Genomic DNA, 14,585 nt, shown 5'->3' with positions numbered 1-14,585 from the left:
TCTCGCCGGTGAGGCGGCGGGGGGTGTCGGTGACGATGTTCCGTTTCCTGCCGACCATCTTCTTCCCGGCGTCGATGCCCTGGCCGGCGGGAACGCCGGTGGAGGTCTTGACGCTCTGTGCGTCGATTACACAGGCCGACGGCTCGGCGTCCCGCCCTTCCTTCTCCCGTAGCAGTTGCCGGAGCAGGCGGTTGAGCTGGGCGAACACGCCTTCCTGCTGCCACTTGGCGAAGTAGCCGCAGACCGTGTTCCAGTGCGGGAAGTCGTGTGGCAGGTAGCGCCACTGGACCCCGGTGCGGTCCACGTACAAGATCGCGTCCATGATGTCGCGCAGGTCGTGTTCCGGCGGCCGGCCGAAGTCCAGGGCCCTGCCGCGACGCTCGAAGCGCCAGGCCGCAAGCACCGGCTCGATCAACTCCCAGCGGGCATCGGACAGATCACTCGGATACGGGTGTGGCGTCGGCATGCCTCCCGCGTACCGCCGCGGACCGAGTGTGCCCAGGCGCACAGCGACACCGACGGAAGCACGCGGCCGCGAAGACCGGACGTCCTGGGATGAGACAGACACAAGTCACTTCGCGCCTCACCCGTCACCCCATCCGAACGGCAAGAACCCACCCCCATCTCCAGCAGCACGGACACCACAATCCGGCAATCTGGAAATCTGGAAATCTGGAAATCGTCGGACACTCGGGCGGTCCAGACGAAAACGACCTCTCAGACGGTGTCCTCGAAGGTCACCCCCCGCTCCCGGTAGCCGGCGACGGCGCTCTGCACCTCGGACGGCGTGAGCACCTGGTCCTGGGCGAAGTACACGTAGTCCACCTGCTGCTCGTACGCTCGCGTCCGGCGGCTGCTGATCCCCAGCAGATTGATCAGCCAGTGGTTGAACCGGATGCTCATGGCCGACTCGGGCAGGTACGGCTCTGCGTGGGTGGCGAAGAGCCGGCCGTCGACGTAGTACGTGACGGCCGTGTCGTCGACCGTGATGACCAGGTCGTGCCAGCCGGCGAAGCTCGCCCGTTCCTGGGTGGAGACGTACTCCTCCTGAGGCGGATCCTCCGCGTACGTCTCCCAGGAGGTGGCCAGCAGCACGCTGCCGGGGACGCCCCAGCCGCCGTTGGGCAGGTACTCGAAGTCGAGTTCGCTGTAGGAGGGGTCCATCGGCTGGTTCAGCGGCGAGATGGTGAAGAACGTCTGCACCACGCGGTCTCCGTCCGGTCCGTAGCTCGGCGCGTCGCTGAAACGGACCCGCGCGGCGTACGTGCCCCGATGGAACTTGCGCTGGTGGTGGATCTCGGCGTGCTGGGTGCCGGCCGCCGTGCCGTTGGTGACGGCGCGCATCGTCATCAGGGAGTTGCCGGACACGGTGGCGAAGGTGAAGTTCTGCGGCCGCCAGGTGGCACCGGGCACGCCCGGCCCGCCCTGGCCGGAGCGCAACGTCCAGCCGTGCTGGGTGAGCCGTGGGTCGAGGTGGTCGGTGTAGGCGAAGTCGTCGAACAGCGCCGGGCCTGGCTGGGCGGCGGCTCGTGCCCCCGGGAGGACGGTCAGGGCCGCGCACAGCAACCCGGAGGCGACGAGGCCGGCAGCGGCCCTGATCCGGGCGGGCACCAGGTGTCTGACCATGGGTCAACTGCCTTTCGTGCAAGGGAAGGAGGCGTCCGCTGATGGGTCCGGCGGACCACAGCAGTCAAGCAGCGCCGGAAGATCACCACGGACGGATACAACCGGTTCACCCGAACAGCCGCGTACACGCCACCGGCGGCTCACGGACCAGGGCAGCGGCTCCAGGACTCCTCGCGACCGTGACCGGCCCACCGTGTCCGTCTCGCAGACCGCCGGCGCCGGGGGACGCGGTTCACTCGTTCCGCTCGCCGTGACCGGGGCCCGGGGAGCGCCCCTTGCAGGCGGATCTCCCACCCGCCCGCCCCGGGCCGCGGGCGCGTACCTAGACTCGGGGCCATGCGAAGTGAGCCCGTGGTCCGGATCCAGGCCCTGGTGAAGCGGTACGGCACGAAGACCGCGGTGGACGGCCTCGATCTGGTGGCCCTGCAGGGCGTCACGGCCGTGCTCGGTCCCAACGGGGCGGGCAAGACGACCACGATCGAGACCTGCGAGGGGTACCGGAAGCCGGACTCCGGCACCGCACGCGTCCTGGGCCTCGATCCGGTGAGGCAGTCCGACCGGCTGCGCCCGCGGATCGGCGTCATGCTGCAGTCCGGCGGCGTCTACTCGGGCGCGCGTGCCGACGAGATGCTGCACCACGTCGCCAAGCTGCACGCCCATCCCCTGGACGTGGACACCCTGATCGAACGCCTCGGGCTCGGTTCCTGCGGACGGACGGCGTACCGGCGCCTGTCGGGCGGCCAGCAGCAGCGCCTCGCCCTGGCGATGGCCGTGGTCGGGCGCCCCGAGCTGGTGTTCCTGGACGAGCCGACCGCCGGGCTCGACCCGCAGGCCCGCCGCGCCACCTGGGACCTGGTCCGCGACCTGCGCGCCGACGGCGTCTCCGTGATCCTCACCACGCACTACATGGACGAGGCCGAGCAGCTCGCCGACGACGTGGCGATCATCGACGCGGGCCGGGTCATCGCCCAGGGCTCCCCGGAGCAGCTGTGCCGCGGCGGCGCCGAGAACACCCTGCGCTTCTCGGGCCGGCCCGGGCTGGACGTGGGCTCGCTGCTGAAGGCCCTGCCCGCCGACTGCTCGGCCGCCGAGCTCACCCCCGGCTCCTACCGGGTCGTCGGCAAGATCGACCCCCAGCTCCTCGCGACCGTCACCTCCTGGTGCGCCCAGCACGGGGTGATGCCGGACCGGATCTCGGTGGAGCGCCACACCCTCGAAGACGTCTTCCTGGAGCTCACGGGCAAGGAGTTGCGCTCATGATCGCGGTCCGCACGGAGACCGGCCGGGGGTCCGGAGGGCGCCCCCCGGGAAAGCACAACCTCGAACTCACGGGCAAGGAGCTGCGTTCGTGACCGCCACCGGCACCTATGCGCCGAAGCCGGGGGCCGCGCCCCTGTCCCGCATGATCGCGGCCCAGGCCGTGCTCGAGACGAAGATGCTGCTGCGCAACGGCGAGCAGCTGCTGCTGACCGTCGTCATCCCGACGCTGCTGCTGGTCCTGTTCAGCACCGTGGACATCGTCGACACGGGCTCCGGGGAGGCGGTCGACTTCCTCGCGCCCGGCGTCCTCGCCCTCGCGGTGATGTCGACGGCGTTCACCGGCCAGGCGATCGCCACCGGTTTCGAGCGCCGCTACGGCGTCCTGAAGCGGCTCGCCGCCTCGCCCCTGCCCCGCTGGGGCCTGATGACGGCGAAGACGCTGTCGGTGCTGGTGACCGAAGGGCTCCAGGTGATCCTGCTCACGGTGATCGCCTTCGCCCTCGGCTGGTCGCCGCACGGCAACCCGTTCGCCGTGCTGCTGCTCCTGGTCCTGGGCACCGCGGCCTTCTCGGGGCTCGGCCTGCTGATGGCCGGGACCCTGAAGGCCGAGGCCACGCTTGCCGCGGCGAACCTGGTGTTCCTGCTGCTGCTCGTCGGCGGCGGGGTCGTGGTCCCGCTGGAGAAGTTCCCCTCCGGCGCCCAGGACGTCCTCGGCCTGCTGCCCATCGCGGCGCTGTCCGACGGACTGCGGGACGTGCTGCAGGACGGGGCCGCGATGCCCTGGGCCGACCTGGGGATCCTCGCCGCCTGGGCGGTCGTGGGCCTGGCGGCGGCCGGACGGTTCTTCCGCTGGGAGTGAGGCGGGCGGGCGCGCGATCACGACCCCTCGTGAAAGCGTGCACAAGCGGGCGGCCTACGATGGTCCGCGTGCCAAACGTGACCCGCGCCGGCGCCGTAGTGGCGGCCGTGCGCAACCCTCTCGCCTTCGTCGCCGACCGCTGGACCCCGGGACCCCGGACGGTCCGGCGGGCCGCCCTGTCCGCCCTCGTGATGTCGGTGATCATCGTCGTCACCGGCGGTGCCGTGCGGCTGACCGGCTCGGGCCTGGGCTGCCCGACCTGGCCCAAGTGCACCAGCGACTCGCTCACCTCCACCGCCGAGATGGGTGTGCACGGCGCCATCGAGTTCGGCAACCGCCTGCTGACGTACGTGCTGTGCGCCGCCGTCGGCTGGGCGATCGTCGCCGCGCGCTCGCAGAAGCCGTACCGGCGCAGCCTGACCCGGCTGGGCTGGGCGCAGTTCTGGATCGTGATGAGCAACGCGGTGCTCGGCGGCATCGTCGTGCTGGTCGGTCTCAATCCGTACACGGTCGCGGCGCACTTCGTGGCGACGTCGGCGCTGATCGCGGTCGCCACGGTGATGTGGCACCGGGCCCGTGAGGGCGACGGGGCCCCGCGCCCGCTGGTCGGCAAGGCGGTGCAGCAGCTGGTGTGGTTCCTGGTCGCGGCGGCCGTGCTGCTCATCCTGGTCGGCACGGTCGTGACCGGCGCGGGCCCGCACGCCGGCGACTCCAGCGAGGTCGAGCGGATGCCGGTCGACTGGGAGACGGTGAGCAAGCTGCACGCCGTGCTGGCGTGGATCGTGGTGACGCTGACGTTCGCCCTGTGGTTCGTGCTGAAGGCGGTCGACGCGCCCAAGGGCCCGCTGGACCGCACCCGCGAGCTGTTCCTGATCCTGCTCGCGCAGGGCGTCATCGGCTACGTCCAGTACTTCACGGACCTGCCCGAGGTGCTGGTCGGTCTGCACATGCTCGGCTCGGCCGTGATGTGGATCTGGGTGCTGCTCGTGGTGCTGTCGCTGCGCGAGCGGCCGCAGCTCCCCGCGGAGGTGCCGGGCCCTTCCCCCGAGACCACCCTGAGCAAGGCCTAGTCGAGCCCGTAGACCCGGCGCGCGTTCCCCGACGCCAGCATGCCCGCCACCCGCTGGGCGTCGGTCAGGGACCAGGCGCCCTCGGCGACCCAGGTGCCGAGCACCCGGCCGAGCGCCTCGCGGAAGAGGCGGGCGCCCACGACGTGCAGTTCGGGCAGTCCCTGGGCGCCGGTGGAGAAGAGGATCTTGCCGAACGGGGCCAGTTCCAGGACCTCAGCGAGGACGGTCGCGGCCCGGGCGCCGGTGCGCACCAGGGCCGCCCCGCAGTCGACGTGGACGTGCGGGAAGAGACCGGCCAGGTGCGCGGCGGTGCGGTGGTACGGGTAGCCGTACAGCAGGACCAGGTCCGTGCCGAGGCCGGCGGTGGCCCGTACGAAGTCCGTCAGCAGCACCGGGTCCGTACGGTCGATGCGCAGCCCCGGCGCCCCCAGCCCCGCGTGCAGCTGGAGCGGCAGCCCCGAGGCGACGGCGCTCCACAGCAGGTGCCGCAGCAGCACGGGGTCGCTCAGCTCCCCGCCGACCTCCCGCCCGGCGAGCCAGCGGTCGGCCGCGCCCCGCACCTCTCCCGGCCCGGGCGGCTCAGGCGCCAGGGCCAGGCCGTGCCGCAGCCCCGCGACGGAGGTGAACGCGACGGCGTTCACGGCGGCGGCGTGCACCGACTCGGCGAGGTTGGCGAGGAAGGACTCCACGGTCCCGGAGGTGTCGGCGACCTGCTCGGCGAGGAGTTCCAGGCGGACGATCTCGTGCGCCCCGGCGTCCGCGGCGGAGGCCAGCTCGCGCGGTTGCGTCAGATCGCCGGGCAGGCCGGTGTCGACCAGGTAGGTGGTGATGCCGCTGCCGCGCAGGAGCCGGCGGCCGGACTCCAGGACGCCCAGTTCCCGGCGGCGGGCCAGGTAGCGGGCGGGCGGGCAGTGCGGTTCGAGGCCGAGCAGGGGCGGGCACCAGCGTCTGACGGCGAAGCCGGTCTGGGTGTCGAAGAGCGTGGTGCCGGGCGCGGGCGGGCCCTCGGTGTGCGCGAGGTGGGCCTCGAAGGTGCCGAGGCCCAGCTCGGTGCGGAGCACTCCGTGGCAGTACTGGTCCACGAGGGACGGCGTTTCGATCATCCGGGCTCCCCGGTGTGGACCCTGTTGTTCTCAAGGGTCCTAACGGGTGAACCGGCTTCGAGGTCGCGGGGCCGTCGTGGCCGGTCGCGCCCGCGCGGCGGAGCCGCACATCGATACCGCCCCGCGCCCCCAGGAGGGTCAGTCGTTCTTGGGGCCGCCGACCTGGATCCCGGCCATGCGCGACCACTCGTAGCGGCCGGTCTTCACCTTGGCGGCGAACTCGCCGTCGAAGGCCTCGTGGCGGGTGACGCCCGACTTCTCCACGGCCTTCCCGGCGATCTCGTAGGAGGGGGCCACCAGGTCGCCCCAGGTGCCGTCCTCTCCGACGAGGACGATGCGGGCGCCGCGTTCGCCGAGGTAGGCGACCTGGCCCTCGGCACCGCCGTGGGCCTTGGAGAAGGACGTGATCTGCTTGGCCAGCCGGGCCACCTTGCGCTCGGCCTTCGGGTCTGCCTGCTGCGTGTCTGCCATGCCCAGGATGCTACTCACGAGTAGATCGACTCGCGAGGGCAGGGCGGTGTGACGTACGTCAGCGCAGGAACGGGTCGACCGCGACCGCCACGAAGAGCAGCGACACGTAGGTGATCGACCAGTGGAACAGGCGCATCTCCTTCAGCTTCGCGCCCGTGACCTCGGCCTTCGCGCGGTTCTGCAGGCCGTGCGCCTCCCAGAGCCAGAAGCCGCCCGCCAGCAGGGCGACCGCCGTGTAGAACCAGCCCGTGTAGCCGAGCGGGGTCAGCAGCAGCGAGACGGCGACCATGACCCAGCTGTAGAGCACGATCTGCCTGGCGACGACCTTGTTGGAGGCGACCACCGGCAGCATCGGCACGCCCACGCGCGCGTAGTCCTCCTTGACCTTCATGGACAGCGGCCAGTAGTGCGGCGGCGTCCAGAAGAACATGACGAGGAACAGGATGATGGGCGCCCACGACATCGAGTTGGTGACCGAGGACCAGCCGATCAGCACGGGCAGGCAGCCGGCGATGCCGCCCCAGACGATGTTCTGCGAGGTACGACGCTTGAGGATCATCGTGTAGACGACCACGTAGAACAGGAGCGCGCCGAGGGAGAGCCAGGCGCTCAGCCAGTTCACGGTGAGGCCGAACAGCAGCGTGGAGGTGATCGCCAGGGTGATGCCGAAGGCGAGGCACTCACGCGGGCTGACCATGCCCGTGACCAGCGGGCGCTGCGAGGTGCGGTCCATCAGCGCGTCGATGTCGCGGTCGATGTACATGTTCAGCGCGTTGGCGCCGCCCGCGGACATGTAGCCGCCGACGCAGGTCAGCAGCACCAGCGTCAGGTCGGGCACGCCCTGCTGCGCCAGGAACATCACCGGCACCGTGGTGATCAGCAGCAGCTCGATGATCCGCGGCTTGGTGAGAGCCACGAAGGCCATCACACGGGCCCCGAACGGCCGGTGGGCCGGGCTCTGGTCCGTCCCGAGCATCCCCGCTGGACGGGATTCAACGGCCGTCACGCACACCCCTACAGAGACAGTCCAGCGAGCCCCACCGTGTGAAGTGACGGTAAAGGCTCGCGCGTACCACGCCACTTTAGACGTTGCCCAGAGTCGGACATTCGCGGGGGTCCTCCCGTGTTGGCGGACGGCTTCCGACGGGCGGCCGCCGGCTCGATTGAGCACCCGGATGAGCGGCTCCGTATTCACCTGTCGAAACGCGGTACGGCCCAGTCGTGACGCGGATCCGAATGACTCCCGGCACTCTGGAGTGACTCGAAAAAACGCACGTCCCACGGGGGTAGGCTCGACTGCGGCCGGTGGGCGCCCCGATACACCGGCATCCGACATGTGGAGAGGAGCCCTGACCCAGGGTGAGCACCAAGCCGACCACGACAGACCTCGAGTGGACCGAGTTGGACCAGCGGGCCGTCGACACCGCGCGTGTCCTGGCCGCCGATGCCGTACAGAAGGTCGGTAACGGCCATCCGGGTACGGCGATGAGCCTGGCGCCTGCCGCCTACACCCTCTTCCAGAAGGTGATGCGGCACGACCCGGCGGACGCCGACTGGGTGGGGCGGGACCGCTTCGTGCTGTCCGCCGGACACTCGTCCCTGACCCTCTACACCCAGCTGTACCTGGCCGGCTTCGGCCTGGAGCTGGACGACCTGAAGTCCTTCCGCACCTTCGGCTCGAAGACCCCCGGCCACCCGGAGTACGGGCACACCACCGGTGTGGAGACGACGACCGGGCCGCTCGGCCAGGGTGTCGCCAACGCGGTGGGCATGGCGATGGCCGCCCGCTACGAGCGCGGTCTGTTCGACCCGGAGGCCGCCGAGGGCGAGTCCCCCTTCGACCACTTCGTCTACTGCATCGCCGGTGACGGCTGCCTCCAGGAGGGCATCTCCGCCGAGGCCTCCTCGATGGCGGGCCACCAGAAGCTCGGCAACCTGATCCTGCTGTGGGACGACAACCACATCTCGATCGAGGGCGACACCGAGACGGCCGTGTCCGAGGACACGGTGAAGCGGTACGAGGCCTACGGCTGGCACGTGCAGCGCGTCGAGCCGCAGGAGAACGGCGACCTGGACCCGGCCGCGATCTACGAGGCGATCCAGCAGGCCAAGGCCGTCACGGACCGGCCGTCGTTCATCGCGATGCGCTCGATCATCGCCTGGCCGGCCCCGAACGCGCAGAACACCGAGGCCGCGCACGGCTCGGCGCTGGGCGACGACGAGGTCGCGGCCACCAAGCGCGTCCTGGGCTTCGACCCGGAGCAGAGCTTCGAGGTCTCCGACGAGGTCATCTCGCACACCCGCAAGGCGCTGGAGCGGGGCCAGGCGGCCCGCGCGGTGTGGGAGAAGGCGTACCAGCAGTGGCGGGACAACAACCCCGAGCGCGCCGCGGAGTACGACCGCATCGCCAAGGGTGAGCTGCCCACCGGCTGGGAGGAGAAGATCCCGGTCTTCGAGGTGGGCAAGGGCGTGGCCACGCGTGCCGCCTCCGGCAAGGTGCTGCAGGCCCTCGGCGGGGTCATCCCCGAGCTGTGGGGCGGCTCGGCGGACCTGGCCGGCTCGAACAACACCACGATCGACAAGACCAGCTCCTTCCTCCCGGCGGACAACCCGCTGCCGGAGGCGGACCCGTACGGCCGCACGATCCACTTCGGTATCCGCGAGCACGCGATGGCCGCCGAGATGAACGGCATCGCGCTGCACGGCAACACCCGGATCTACGGCGGCACGTTCCTGGTGTTCTCCGACTACATGCGCAACGCGGTGCGGCTGTCGGCGCTGATGCACCTGCCGGTGACGTACGTGTGGACGCACGACTCCATCGGCCTGGGCGAGGACGGCCCCACGCACCAGCCGGTCGAGCACCTCGCGTCGCTGCGCGCCATCCCGGGCCTGAACGTGGTGCGCCCGGCCGACGCCAACGAGACCGCCGTCGCCTGGCGCGAGATCCTGCGCCGCTGGACGAAGGAGTTCGGCAAGGGCCAGCCGCACGGCCTGGCGCTGACCCGGCAGGGCGTGCCGACGTACGAGCCCAACGACGACGCGGCCAAGGGCGGCTACGTCCTGTTCGAGGCCGACGGCGGCGAGCCCGAGGTCATCCTGATCGCCACCGGTTCCGAGGTGCACGTCGCCGTGGAGGCGCGCGAGCAGCTCCAGGGCGCCGGCGTGCCCACGCGCGTGGTGTCCATGCCGTCCGTGGAGTGGTTCGAGCAGCAGGACCAGGGGTACCGGGACAGCGTCCTGCCGCCGTCCGTGCGGGCCCGGGTCGCCGTGGAGGCCGGCGTGGGTCTCACCTGGCACAAGTACGTGGGGGACGCGGGCCGCATCGTCTCCCTGGAGCACTTCGGTGCGTCGGCCGACGGCAAGGTGCTCTTCCGCGAGTTCGGCTTCACCGCCGAGAACGTGGCCGCCGCCGCCCGGGAATCGATCGCCGCAGCCCAGCGCTGACGCTCACATACGACACGTAGGAGATGGAATTTCCATGACAGACGCACTCAAGCGCCTCTCCGAGGAGGGCGTCGCGATCTGGCTGGACGACCTGTCGCGCAAGCGCATCACGTCCGGCAACCTCGCCGAGCTGATCGACCAGCAGCACGTCGTGGGCGTCACCACCAACCCGTCGATCTTCCAGAAGGCGATCTCGCAGGGCGACGGCTACGACACGCAGCTGACCGACCTCGCCGCCCGCAAGGTGACCGTCGAAGAGGCCATCCGCATGATCACGACGGCGGACGTCCGCGACGCCGCCGACGTGCTGCGGCCCGTCTTCGACGCCACCGGCGGCAAGGACGGCCGGGTCTCGATCGAGGTCGACCCGCGCCTCGCGCACAACACGCGGGCGACGGTCGCCGAGGCCAAGCAGCTCGCCTGGCTGGTCGACCGGCCCAACACCCTCATCAAGATCCCGGCGACCGAGGCGGGCATCCCGGCCATCGCCGAGACCATCGGCCTGGGCATCAGCGTCAACGTCACGCTGATCTTCTCGCTGGAGCGCTACCGCCTGGTCATGGACGCGTTCCTGGAGGGCCTGGAGAAGGCCAGGGAGCGCGGCCTGGACCTGTCGCAGATCCACTCCGTGGCGTCGTTCTTCGTCTCCCGCGTGGACACCGAGATCGACAAGCGGATCGACGCGCTGGGCACCGACGAGGCCAAGGCGCTGCGCGGCAAGGCCGCCGTCGCCAACGCCCGTCTGGCCTACCAGGCGTACGAGGAGGTCTTCTCCTCGGACCGCTGGAACGCGCTGGAGAAGGCGGGCGCCAACAAGCAGCGTCCGCTGTGGGCGTCGACCGGCGTGAAGGACAAGGCGTACAGCGACACCATGTACGTCACCGAGCTGGTCGCGCCGAACACGGTGAACACCATGCCGGAGGCCACCCTGCTGGCCACCGAGGACCACGGCGAGATCACCGGCGACACCGTCACCGGGACGTACGAGCAGGCCCGCGCCGACCTCGACGCGGTCGAGAAGCTCGGGATCAAGTACGACGACGTGGTGCGGCTGCTGGAGGAGGAGGGCGTCCAGAAGTTCGAGGACTCCTGGACCGACCTGCTGAAGTCGACCGAGGCCGAACTCCAGCGCCTCGCCCCCTCGGAGGGCTGAACAGGTGTCGAGCAGCAACCCGCTGCGTGACCCCGCGGACCGACGGCTCCCGCGTATCGCGGGGCCGTCGGGCCTGGTCATCTTCGGCGTCACGGGCGACCTGTCCCGCAAGAAGCTCATGCCGGCCGTGTACGACCTCGCCAACCGGGGTCTGCTGCCGCCGGGCTTCTCGCTGGTGGGCTTCGCCCGCCGCGAGTGGGCGCACGAGGACTTCGCGCAGGAGGTCCACGACGCGGTCAAGGAACACGCCCGCACGCCGTTCCGTGAAGAGGTCTGGCAGCAGCTCATCCAGGGCATGCGCTTCGTGCAGGGCACGTTCGACGACGACGACGCGTTCGAGCGGCTGCGCTCCACGATCGACGAGCTGGACAAGGCTCAGGGCACCGGCGGCAACTTCGCCTTCTACCTGTCCGTGCCGCCGTCGGCCTTCCCGGTGGTCATCCAGCAGCTGAAGAAGCACCGGCTGGCCGACCAGACCGGCGGGTCCTGGCGGCGCGCGGTCATCGAGAAGCCGTTCGGGCACAACCTGGCGTCGGCCGAGGAGCTCAACAAGGTCGTCCACGAGGTCTTCGCCCCGGAGCAGGTCTTCCGGATCGACCACTACCTCGGCAAGGAGACCGTCCAGAACATCCTGGCGCTGCGCTTCGCCAACACGATGTTCGAGCCGATCTGGAACCGGTCCTTCGTGGACCACGTGCAGATCACCATGGCCGAGGACATCGGCATCGGCGGCCGGGCCGGCTACTACGACGGCATCGGCGCCGCCCGCGACGTCATCCAGAACCACCTGCTGCAGCTCATGGCCCTCACCGCCATGGAGGAGCCGGCGTCCTTCGACGCGGACGCACTGGCCGCCGAGAAGACCAAGGTGCTCGGCGCCGTGCGGCTGCCCAAGGACATGGGCCGCGACACCGTGCGCGCCCAGTACGCGGCCGGCTGGCAGGGCGGCACGAAGGTGCGCGGCTATCTGGAGGAGGACGGCATCGACCACTCCTCCAAGACCGACACCTACGCCGCGATCAAGCTGGAGATCGACAACCGCCGCTGGGCGGGCGTCCCCTTCTACCTGCGCACGGGCAAGCGCCTGGGCCGGCGGGTGACGGAGATCGCGGTCGTCTTCCAGCGCGCCCCGCACTCCCCCTTCGACTCGACGGCCACCGAGGAGCTCGGCTCCAACGCGATCGTCATCCGCGTCCAGCCGGACGAGGGCGTCACGGTCCGCTTCGGCTCGAAGGTGCCCGGCACCTCGATGGAGATCCGGGACGTGTCGATGGACTTCGCGTACGGCGAGTCCTTCACGGAGTCCAGCCCGGAGGCCTACGAGCGCCTCATCCTGGACGTCCTCCTCGGGGACTCGAACCTCTTCCCGCGCACCGAGGAGGTCGAGCTGTCCTGGAAGATCCTCGACCCGATCGAGGAGTACTGGGACAAGAACGGCAAGCCCGCCCAGTACCCGGCCGGTACCTGGGGGCCCGTCGAGGCGGACGAAATGCTCGAGCGACACGGACGGAGCTGGCGCCGGCCATGAAGATCGACCTCACGGACACCACCGCCAGCAAGATCAACAAGGCGCTGGTGCAGGGCCGTCGGGCCATCGGCACCCCGGCCGTCGGCATGGTGCTCACGCTGGTCATCGTGACGGACGAGGAGAACGCCTACGACGCGCTGAAGGCCGGCAGCGACGCCGCCCACGAGCATCCGTCGCGCACCCTCGTCGTCATCAAGCGGGTCTCCCGCTCGCCCCGCGACCGGACGAAGTCCCGACTGGACGCCGAGGTCCGGGTCGGCGCGGACGCCGGCACCGGCGAGACGGTGGTGCTGCGGCTGTACGGCGAGGTCGCCGACCACGCCCAGTCGGTGGTGCTGCCGCTGCTGCTGCCGGACGCGCCGGTGGTGGTGTGGTGGCCGGTGAACGCGCCGCTGGACCCGGCGAAGGACCCCCTGGGTGCCCTCGCGCAGCGCCGCGTCACCGACACGTACGCCTCCGAGCAGCCGGTGCGGGACCTGGCCACCCGGTCCGGGACGTACACCCCCGGCGACACGGACCTGTCCTGGACCCGCATCACGCCCTGGCGTTCGATGCTGGCGGCGGCGCTCGACCAGGTGGCCTGCGAGGTGCGGGCCGTCGAGGTGGAGGGCGAGGAGTTCAACCCGAGCTGCGAGCTGCTGGCGATGTGGCTCGCGGACCGGCTGGACGTCCCCGTGAAGCGCTCGCTGTCCAGCGGCCCGGGCCTGACGGCGGTGCGCATGGTCACCAACTGCGGCCCGATCAACCTGGACCGGGCCGACGGCTCCCTGGCGACGCTGTCCATCGAAGGGCAGCCCGACCGGGCGGTGGCGCTCAAGCGCCGCGACACGGCGGAGCTGATCGCGGAGGAGCTGCGGCGGCTGGACCCGGACGACACGTACGCGTCGGCGCTGCGCTTCGGGGTGGACCGGCTGAAGTCCTCCTGGTCGGCTCCGGCCCCGCGGGTCTCCGAGGAGTCGGTCGCCGAGGAGGCGCCGGTGGCCAAAGGAGAGCGGGGCGAGCCCAAAAGTGACCGGCTCTCCCTCCCCGCTCCCGTCGAGAAGGCTGCGCAAGCACCCGCTGCGGAAGAGGCGGCGCAGGCACCGGTGACGCCGGAGCCGCCCAGGCTGGAACCGGTACGGAAGGCGACGAAGTGAGTACGGCACCGCAGCTGGTCGTCCACCGCGACAAGGAGCTGATGGCGCAGGCCGCGGCGGCCCGGCTGATCACCCGGATCGTGGACGCGCAGGCCTCCCGGGGCTCGGCGTCGGTGGTCCTGACGGGCGGCCGCAACGGCAACGGCCTGCTGGCCGCGCTGGCGGCCGCCCCGGCCCGGGACGCCGTCGACTGGAGCCGGCTGGACCTGTGGTGGGGTGATGAGCGGTTCCTGCCCGAGGGCGACCCGGACCGCAATGTCACCCAGGCCAGGCAGGCGCTGCTGGACGCGGTGCCGCTCGATCCGAAGCGGGTGCACGCGATGCCCGCGTCGGACGGCCCGCACGGCGACGACGTGGACGCGGCGGCGGCCGCGTACGCGGAGGAACTGGCAGCGGCGGCGGGTCCGGAGAACCACGGCCCCGTGCCGGCGTTCGACGTGCTGATGCTCGGGGTCGGGCCGGACACGCATGTGGCGTCGCTGTTCCCGGAGCTGCCGGCGGTGCGCGAGACGGACCGCACGGTCGTGGGCGTCCACGGTGCGCCCAAGCCCCCGCCGACCCGGGTGACGCTGACCCTGCCGGCGATCCGCGCCGCCCGTGAGGTGTGGCTGCTGGCGGCCGGGGAGGACAAGGCCCGGGCCGCGGCGATCGCCCTCTCGGGCGCGGGCGAGATCCAGGCCCCGGCGGCGGGCGCGTACGGCCGCAGCCGCACGCTGTGGCTGCTGGACGGGGCGGCGGCCTCGCAGCTGCCGCGGTCGCTGTATCCGCCGGCGTCCGCCTGACCACGCGCACCCCTCTTCCCCGAAGCGGGGGGGGCGGCCGGGGGGGGGGGGGGGGGGGCCGGCGGCGGGGGGCCGGGAGGGCCCCCCCCCCCCCCCCCCCCCCCCCCCCGGCCCCCCCCCCCCCCCCCCCCCCGGCCCCCCCCCCCCCGC

General features: G+C 71.3%; 12 protein-coding genes and 1 pseudogene. 8 read left to right on the top strand and 5 right to left on the bottom strand.

Annotated elements, in window-relative coordinates:
* Positions 1-22: 22 nt before the first annotated feature.
* A pseudogene (locus ABZY20_RS02850) lies at positions 23-466 on the bottom strand (transposase); the annotation flags it as partial.
* Between the two features lie 251 nt (positions 467-717).
* Positions 718-1,626: a glycoside hydrolase family 16 protein gene (locus ABZY20_RS02845; protein ID WP_356435580.1), complete on the bottom strand. Its 909-nt coding sequence runs from the start codon at positions 1,624-1,626 to the stop codon at positions 718-720.
* Between the two features lie 336 nt (positions 1,627-1,962).
* On the opposite strand from ABZY20_RS02845, the gene ABZY20_RS02840 reads away from it, so the two are divergent.
* From ABZY20_RS02840 to ABZY20_RS02830, 3 genes are all read left to right on the top strand, one after another.
* Positions 1,963-2,886 (top strand): ABC transporter ATP-binding protein, encoded by a 924-nt coding sequence (locus ABZY20_RS02840; RefSeq protein WP_356435578.1) that lies wholly within the window; start codon positions 1,963-1,965, stop codon positions 2,884-2,886.
* 142 nt (positions 2,887-3,028) lie between these two features.
* Positions 3,029-3,745, top strand: coding sequence for an ABC transporter permease (locus ABZY20_RS02835; protein WP_356436021.1), 717 nt, complete (start codon positions 3,029-3,031; stop codon positions 3,743-3,745).
* Positions 3,746-3,804: 59 nt separating this feature from the next.
* Complete coding sequence (locus ABZY20_RS02830; RefSeq protein WP_356435575.1) at positions 3,805-4,815, top strand: COX15/CtaA family protein; 1,011 nt, start codon at positions 3,805-3,807, stop codon at positions 4,813-4,815.
* Here the strand turns inward: ABZY20_RS02830 and ABZY20_RS02825 are convergent.
* From ABZY20_RS02825 to ABZY20_RS02815, 3 genes are all read right to left on the bottom strand, one after another.
* Positions 4,812-5,918 carry an amidohydrolase family protein gene (locus ABZY20_RS02825; protein ID WP_356435573.1) on the bottom strand — a complete coding sequence of 369 codons (1,107 nt, stop codon included), beginning with the start codon at positions 5,916-5,918 and terminating at the stop codon, positions 4,812-4,814. The two genes, ABZY20_RS02830 and ABZY20_RS02825, sit on opposite strands and share 4 nt — an antisense overlap.
* A 138-nt stretch (positions 5,919-6,056) precedes the next feature.
* Complete coding sequence (locus tag ABZY20_RS02820) at positions 6,057-6,389, bottom strand: hypothetical protein (protein ID WP_356435570.1); 333 nt, start codon at positions 6,387-6,389, stop codon at positions 6,057-6,059.
* A gap of 58 nt (positions 6,390-6,447) precedes the next feature.
* Entirely contained in the window at positions 6,448-7,365 is a 918-nt protein-coding gene (locus tag ABZY20_RS02815; protein ID WP_356436018.1) for a heme o synthase, read from the bottom strand.
* A gap of 383 nt (positions 7,366-7,748) precedes the next feature.
* Between ABZY20_RS02815 and tkt the strand changes: the two genes are divergently transcribed.
* Genes tkt through pgl form a run of 5 tightly spaced genes read left to right on the top strand, consistent with a single transcriptional unit; the run spans position 7,749 to position 14,435 of the window.
* Positions 7,749-9,836: a transketolase gene (gene tkt / locus ABZY20_RS02810; protein ID WP_356435568.1), complete on the top strand. Its 2,088-nt coding sequence runs from the start codon at positions 7,749-7,751 to the stop codon at positions 9,834-9,836.
* A gap of 34 nt (positions 9,837-9,870) precedes the next feature.
* The gene (gene tal / locus ABZY20_RS02805) at positions 9,871-10,989 is read left to right on the top strand and encodes a transaldolase (protein ID WP_356435565.1); all 1,119 of its coding nucleotides are present in this window, start codon (positions 9,871-9,873) and stop codon (positions 10,987-10,989) included.
* Positions 10,990-10,993: 4 nt separating this feature from the next.
* Entirely contained in the window at positions 10,994-12,517 is a 1,524-nt protein-coding gene (zwf, locus tag ABZY20_RS02800; RefSeq protein ID WP_356435562.1) for a glucose-6-phosphate dehydrogenase, read from the top strand.
* Entirely contained in the window at positions 12,514-13,653 is a 1,140-nt protein-coding gene (opcA, locus tag ABZY20_RS02795) for a glucose-6-phosphate dehydrogenase assembly protein OpcA (protein ID WP_356435559.1), read from the top strand. The genes zwf and opcA overlap by 4 nt, the downstream gene beginning before the upstream one ends.
* A complete protein-coding gene (gene pgl, locus ABZY20_RS02790) occupies positions 13,650-14,435 on the top strand; it encodes a 6-phosphogluconolactonase (RefSeq protein ID WP_356435556.1) in 786 nt (261 codons plus the stop codon). The genes opcA and pgl overlap by 4 nt, the downstream gene beginning before the upstream one ends.
* The last annotated feature ends 150 nt before the right edge of the window (positions 14,436-14,585 follow it).

It is taken from the genome of Streptomyces sp. NPDC006624 (assembly GCF_040611555.1).
GTDB lineage: Bacteria > Actinomycetota > Actinomycetes > Streptomycetales > Streptomycetaceae > Streptomyces.
Note: the sequence above shows the minus strand (reverse complement) of the source record. Positions and strands in the feature narration are given on the sequence as shown.

Excerpts from the sequence above, each read along its gene's own strand:
- ABZY20_RS02845 (WP_356435580.1), bottom strand. The coding sequence starts at position 1,626 with ATGGTCAGACACCTGGTGCCCGCCCGGATCAGGGCCGCTGCCGGCCTC.
- ABZY20_RS02840 (WP_356435578.1), top strand. The coding sequence starts at position 1,963 with ATGCGAAGTGAGCCCGTGGTCCGGATCCAGGCCCTGGTGAAGCGGTAC.
- ABZY20_RS02835 (WP_356436021.1), top strand. The coding sequence starts at position 3,029 with ATGATCGCGGCCCAGGCCGTGCTCGAGACGAAGATGCTGCTGCGCAAC.
- ABZY20_RS02830 (WP_356435575.1), top strand. The coding sequence starts at position 3,805 with ATGGTCCGCGTGCCAAACGTGACCCGCGCCGGCGCCGTAGTGGCGGCC.
- ABZY20_RS02825 (WP_356435573.1), bottom strand. The coding sequence starts at position 5,918 with ATGATCGAAACGCCGTCCCTCGTGGACCAGTACTGCCACGGAGTGCTC.
- ABZY20_RS02820 (WP_356435570.1), bottom strand. The coding sequence starts at position 6,389 with ATGGCAGACACGCAGCAGGCAGACCCGAAGGCCGAGCGCAAGGTGGCC.
- ABZY20_RS02815 (WP_356436018.1), bottom strand. The coding sequence starts at position 7,365 with ATGCTCGGGACGGACCAGAGCCCGGCCCACCGGCCGTTCGGGGCCCGT.
- tal (WP_356435565.1), top strand. The coding sequence starts at position 9,871 with ATGACAGACGCACTCAAGCGCCTCTCCGAGGAGGGCGTCGCGATCTGG.
- opcA (WP_356435559.1), top strand. The coding sequence starts at position 12,514 with ATGAAGATCGACCTCACGGACACCACCGCCAGCAAGATCAACAAGGCG.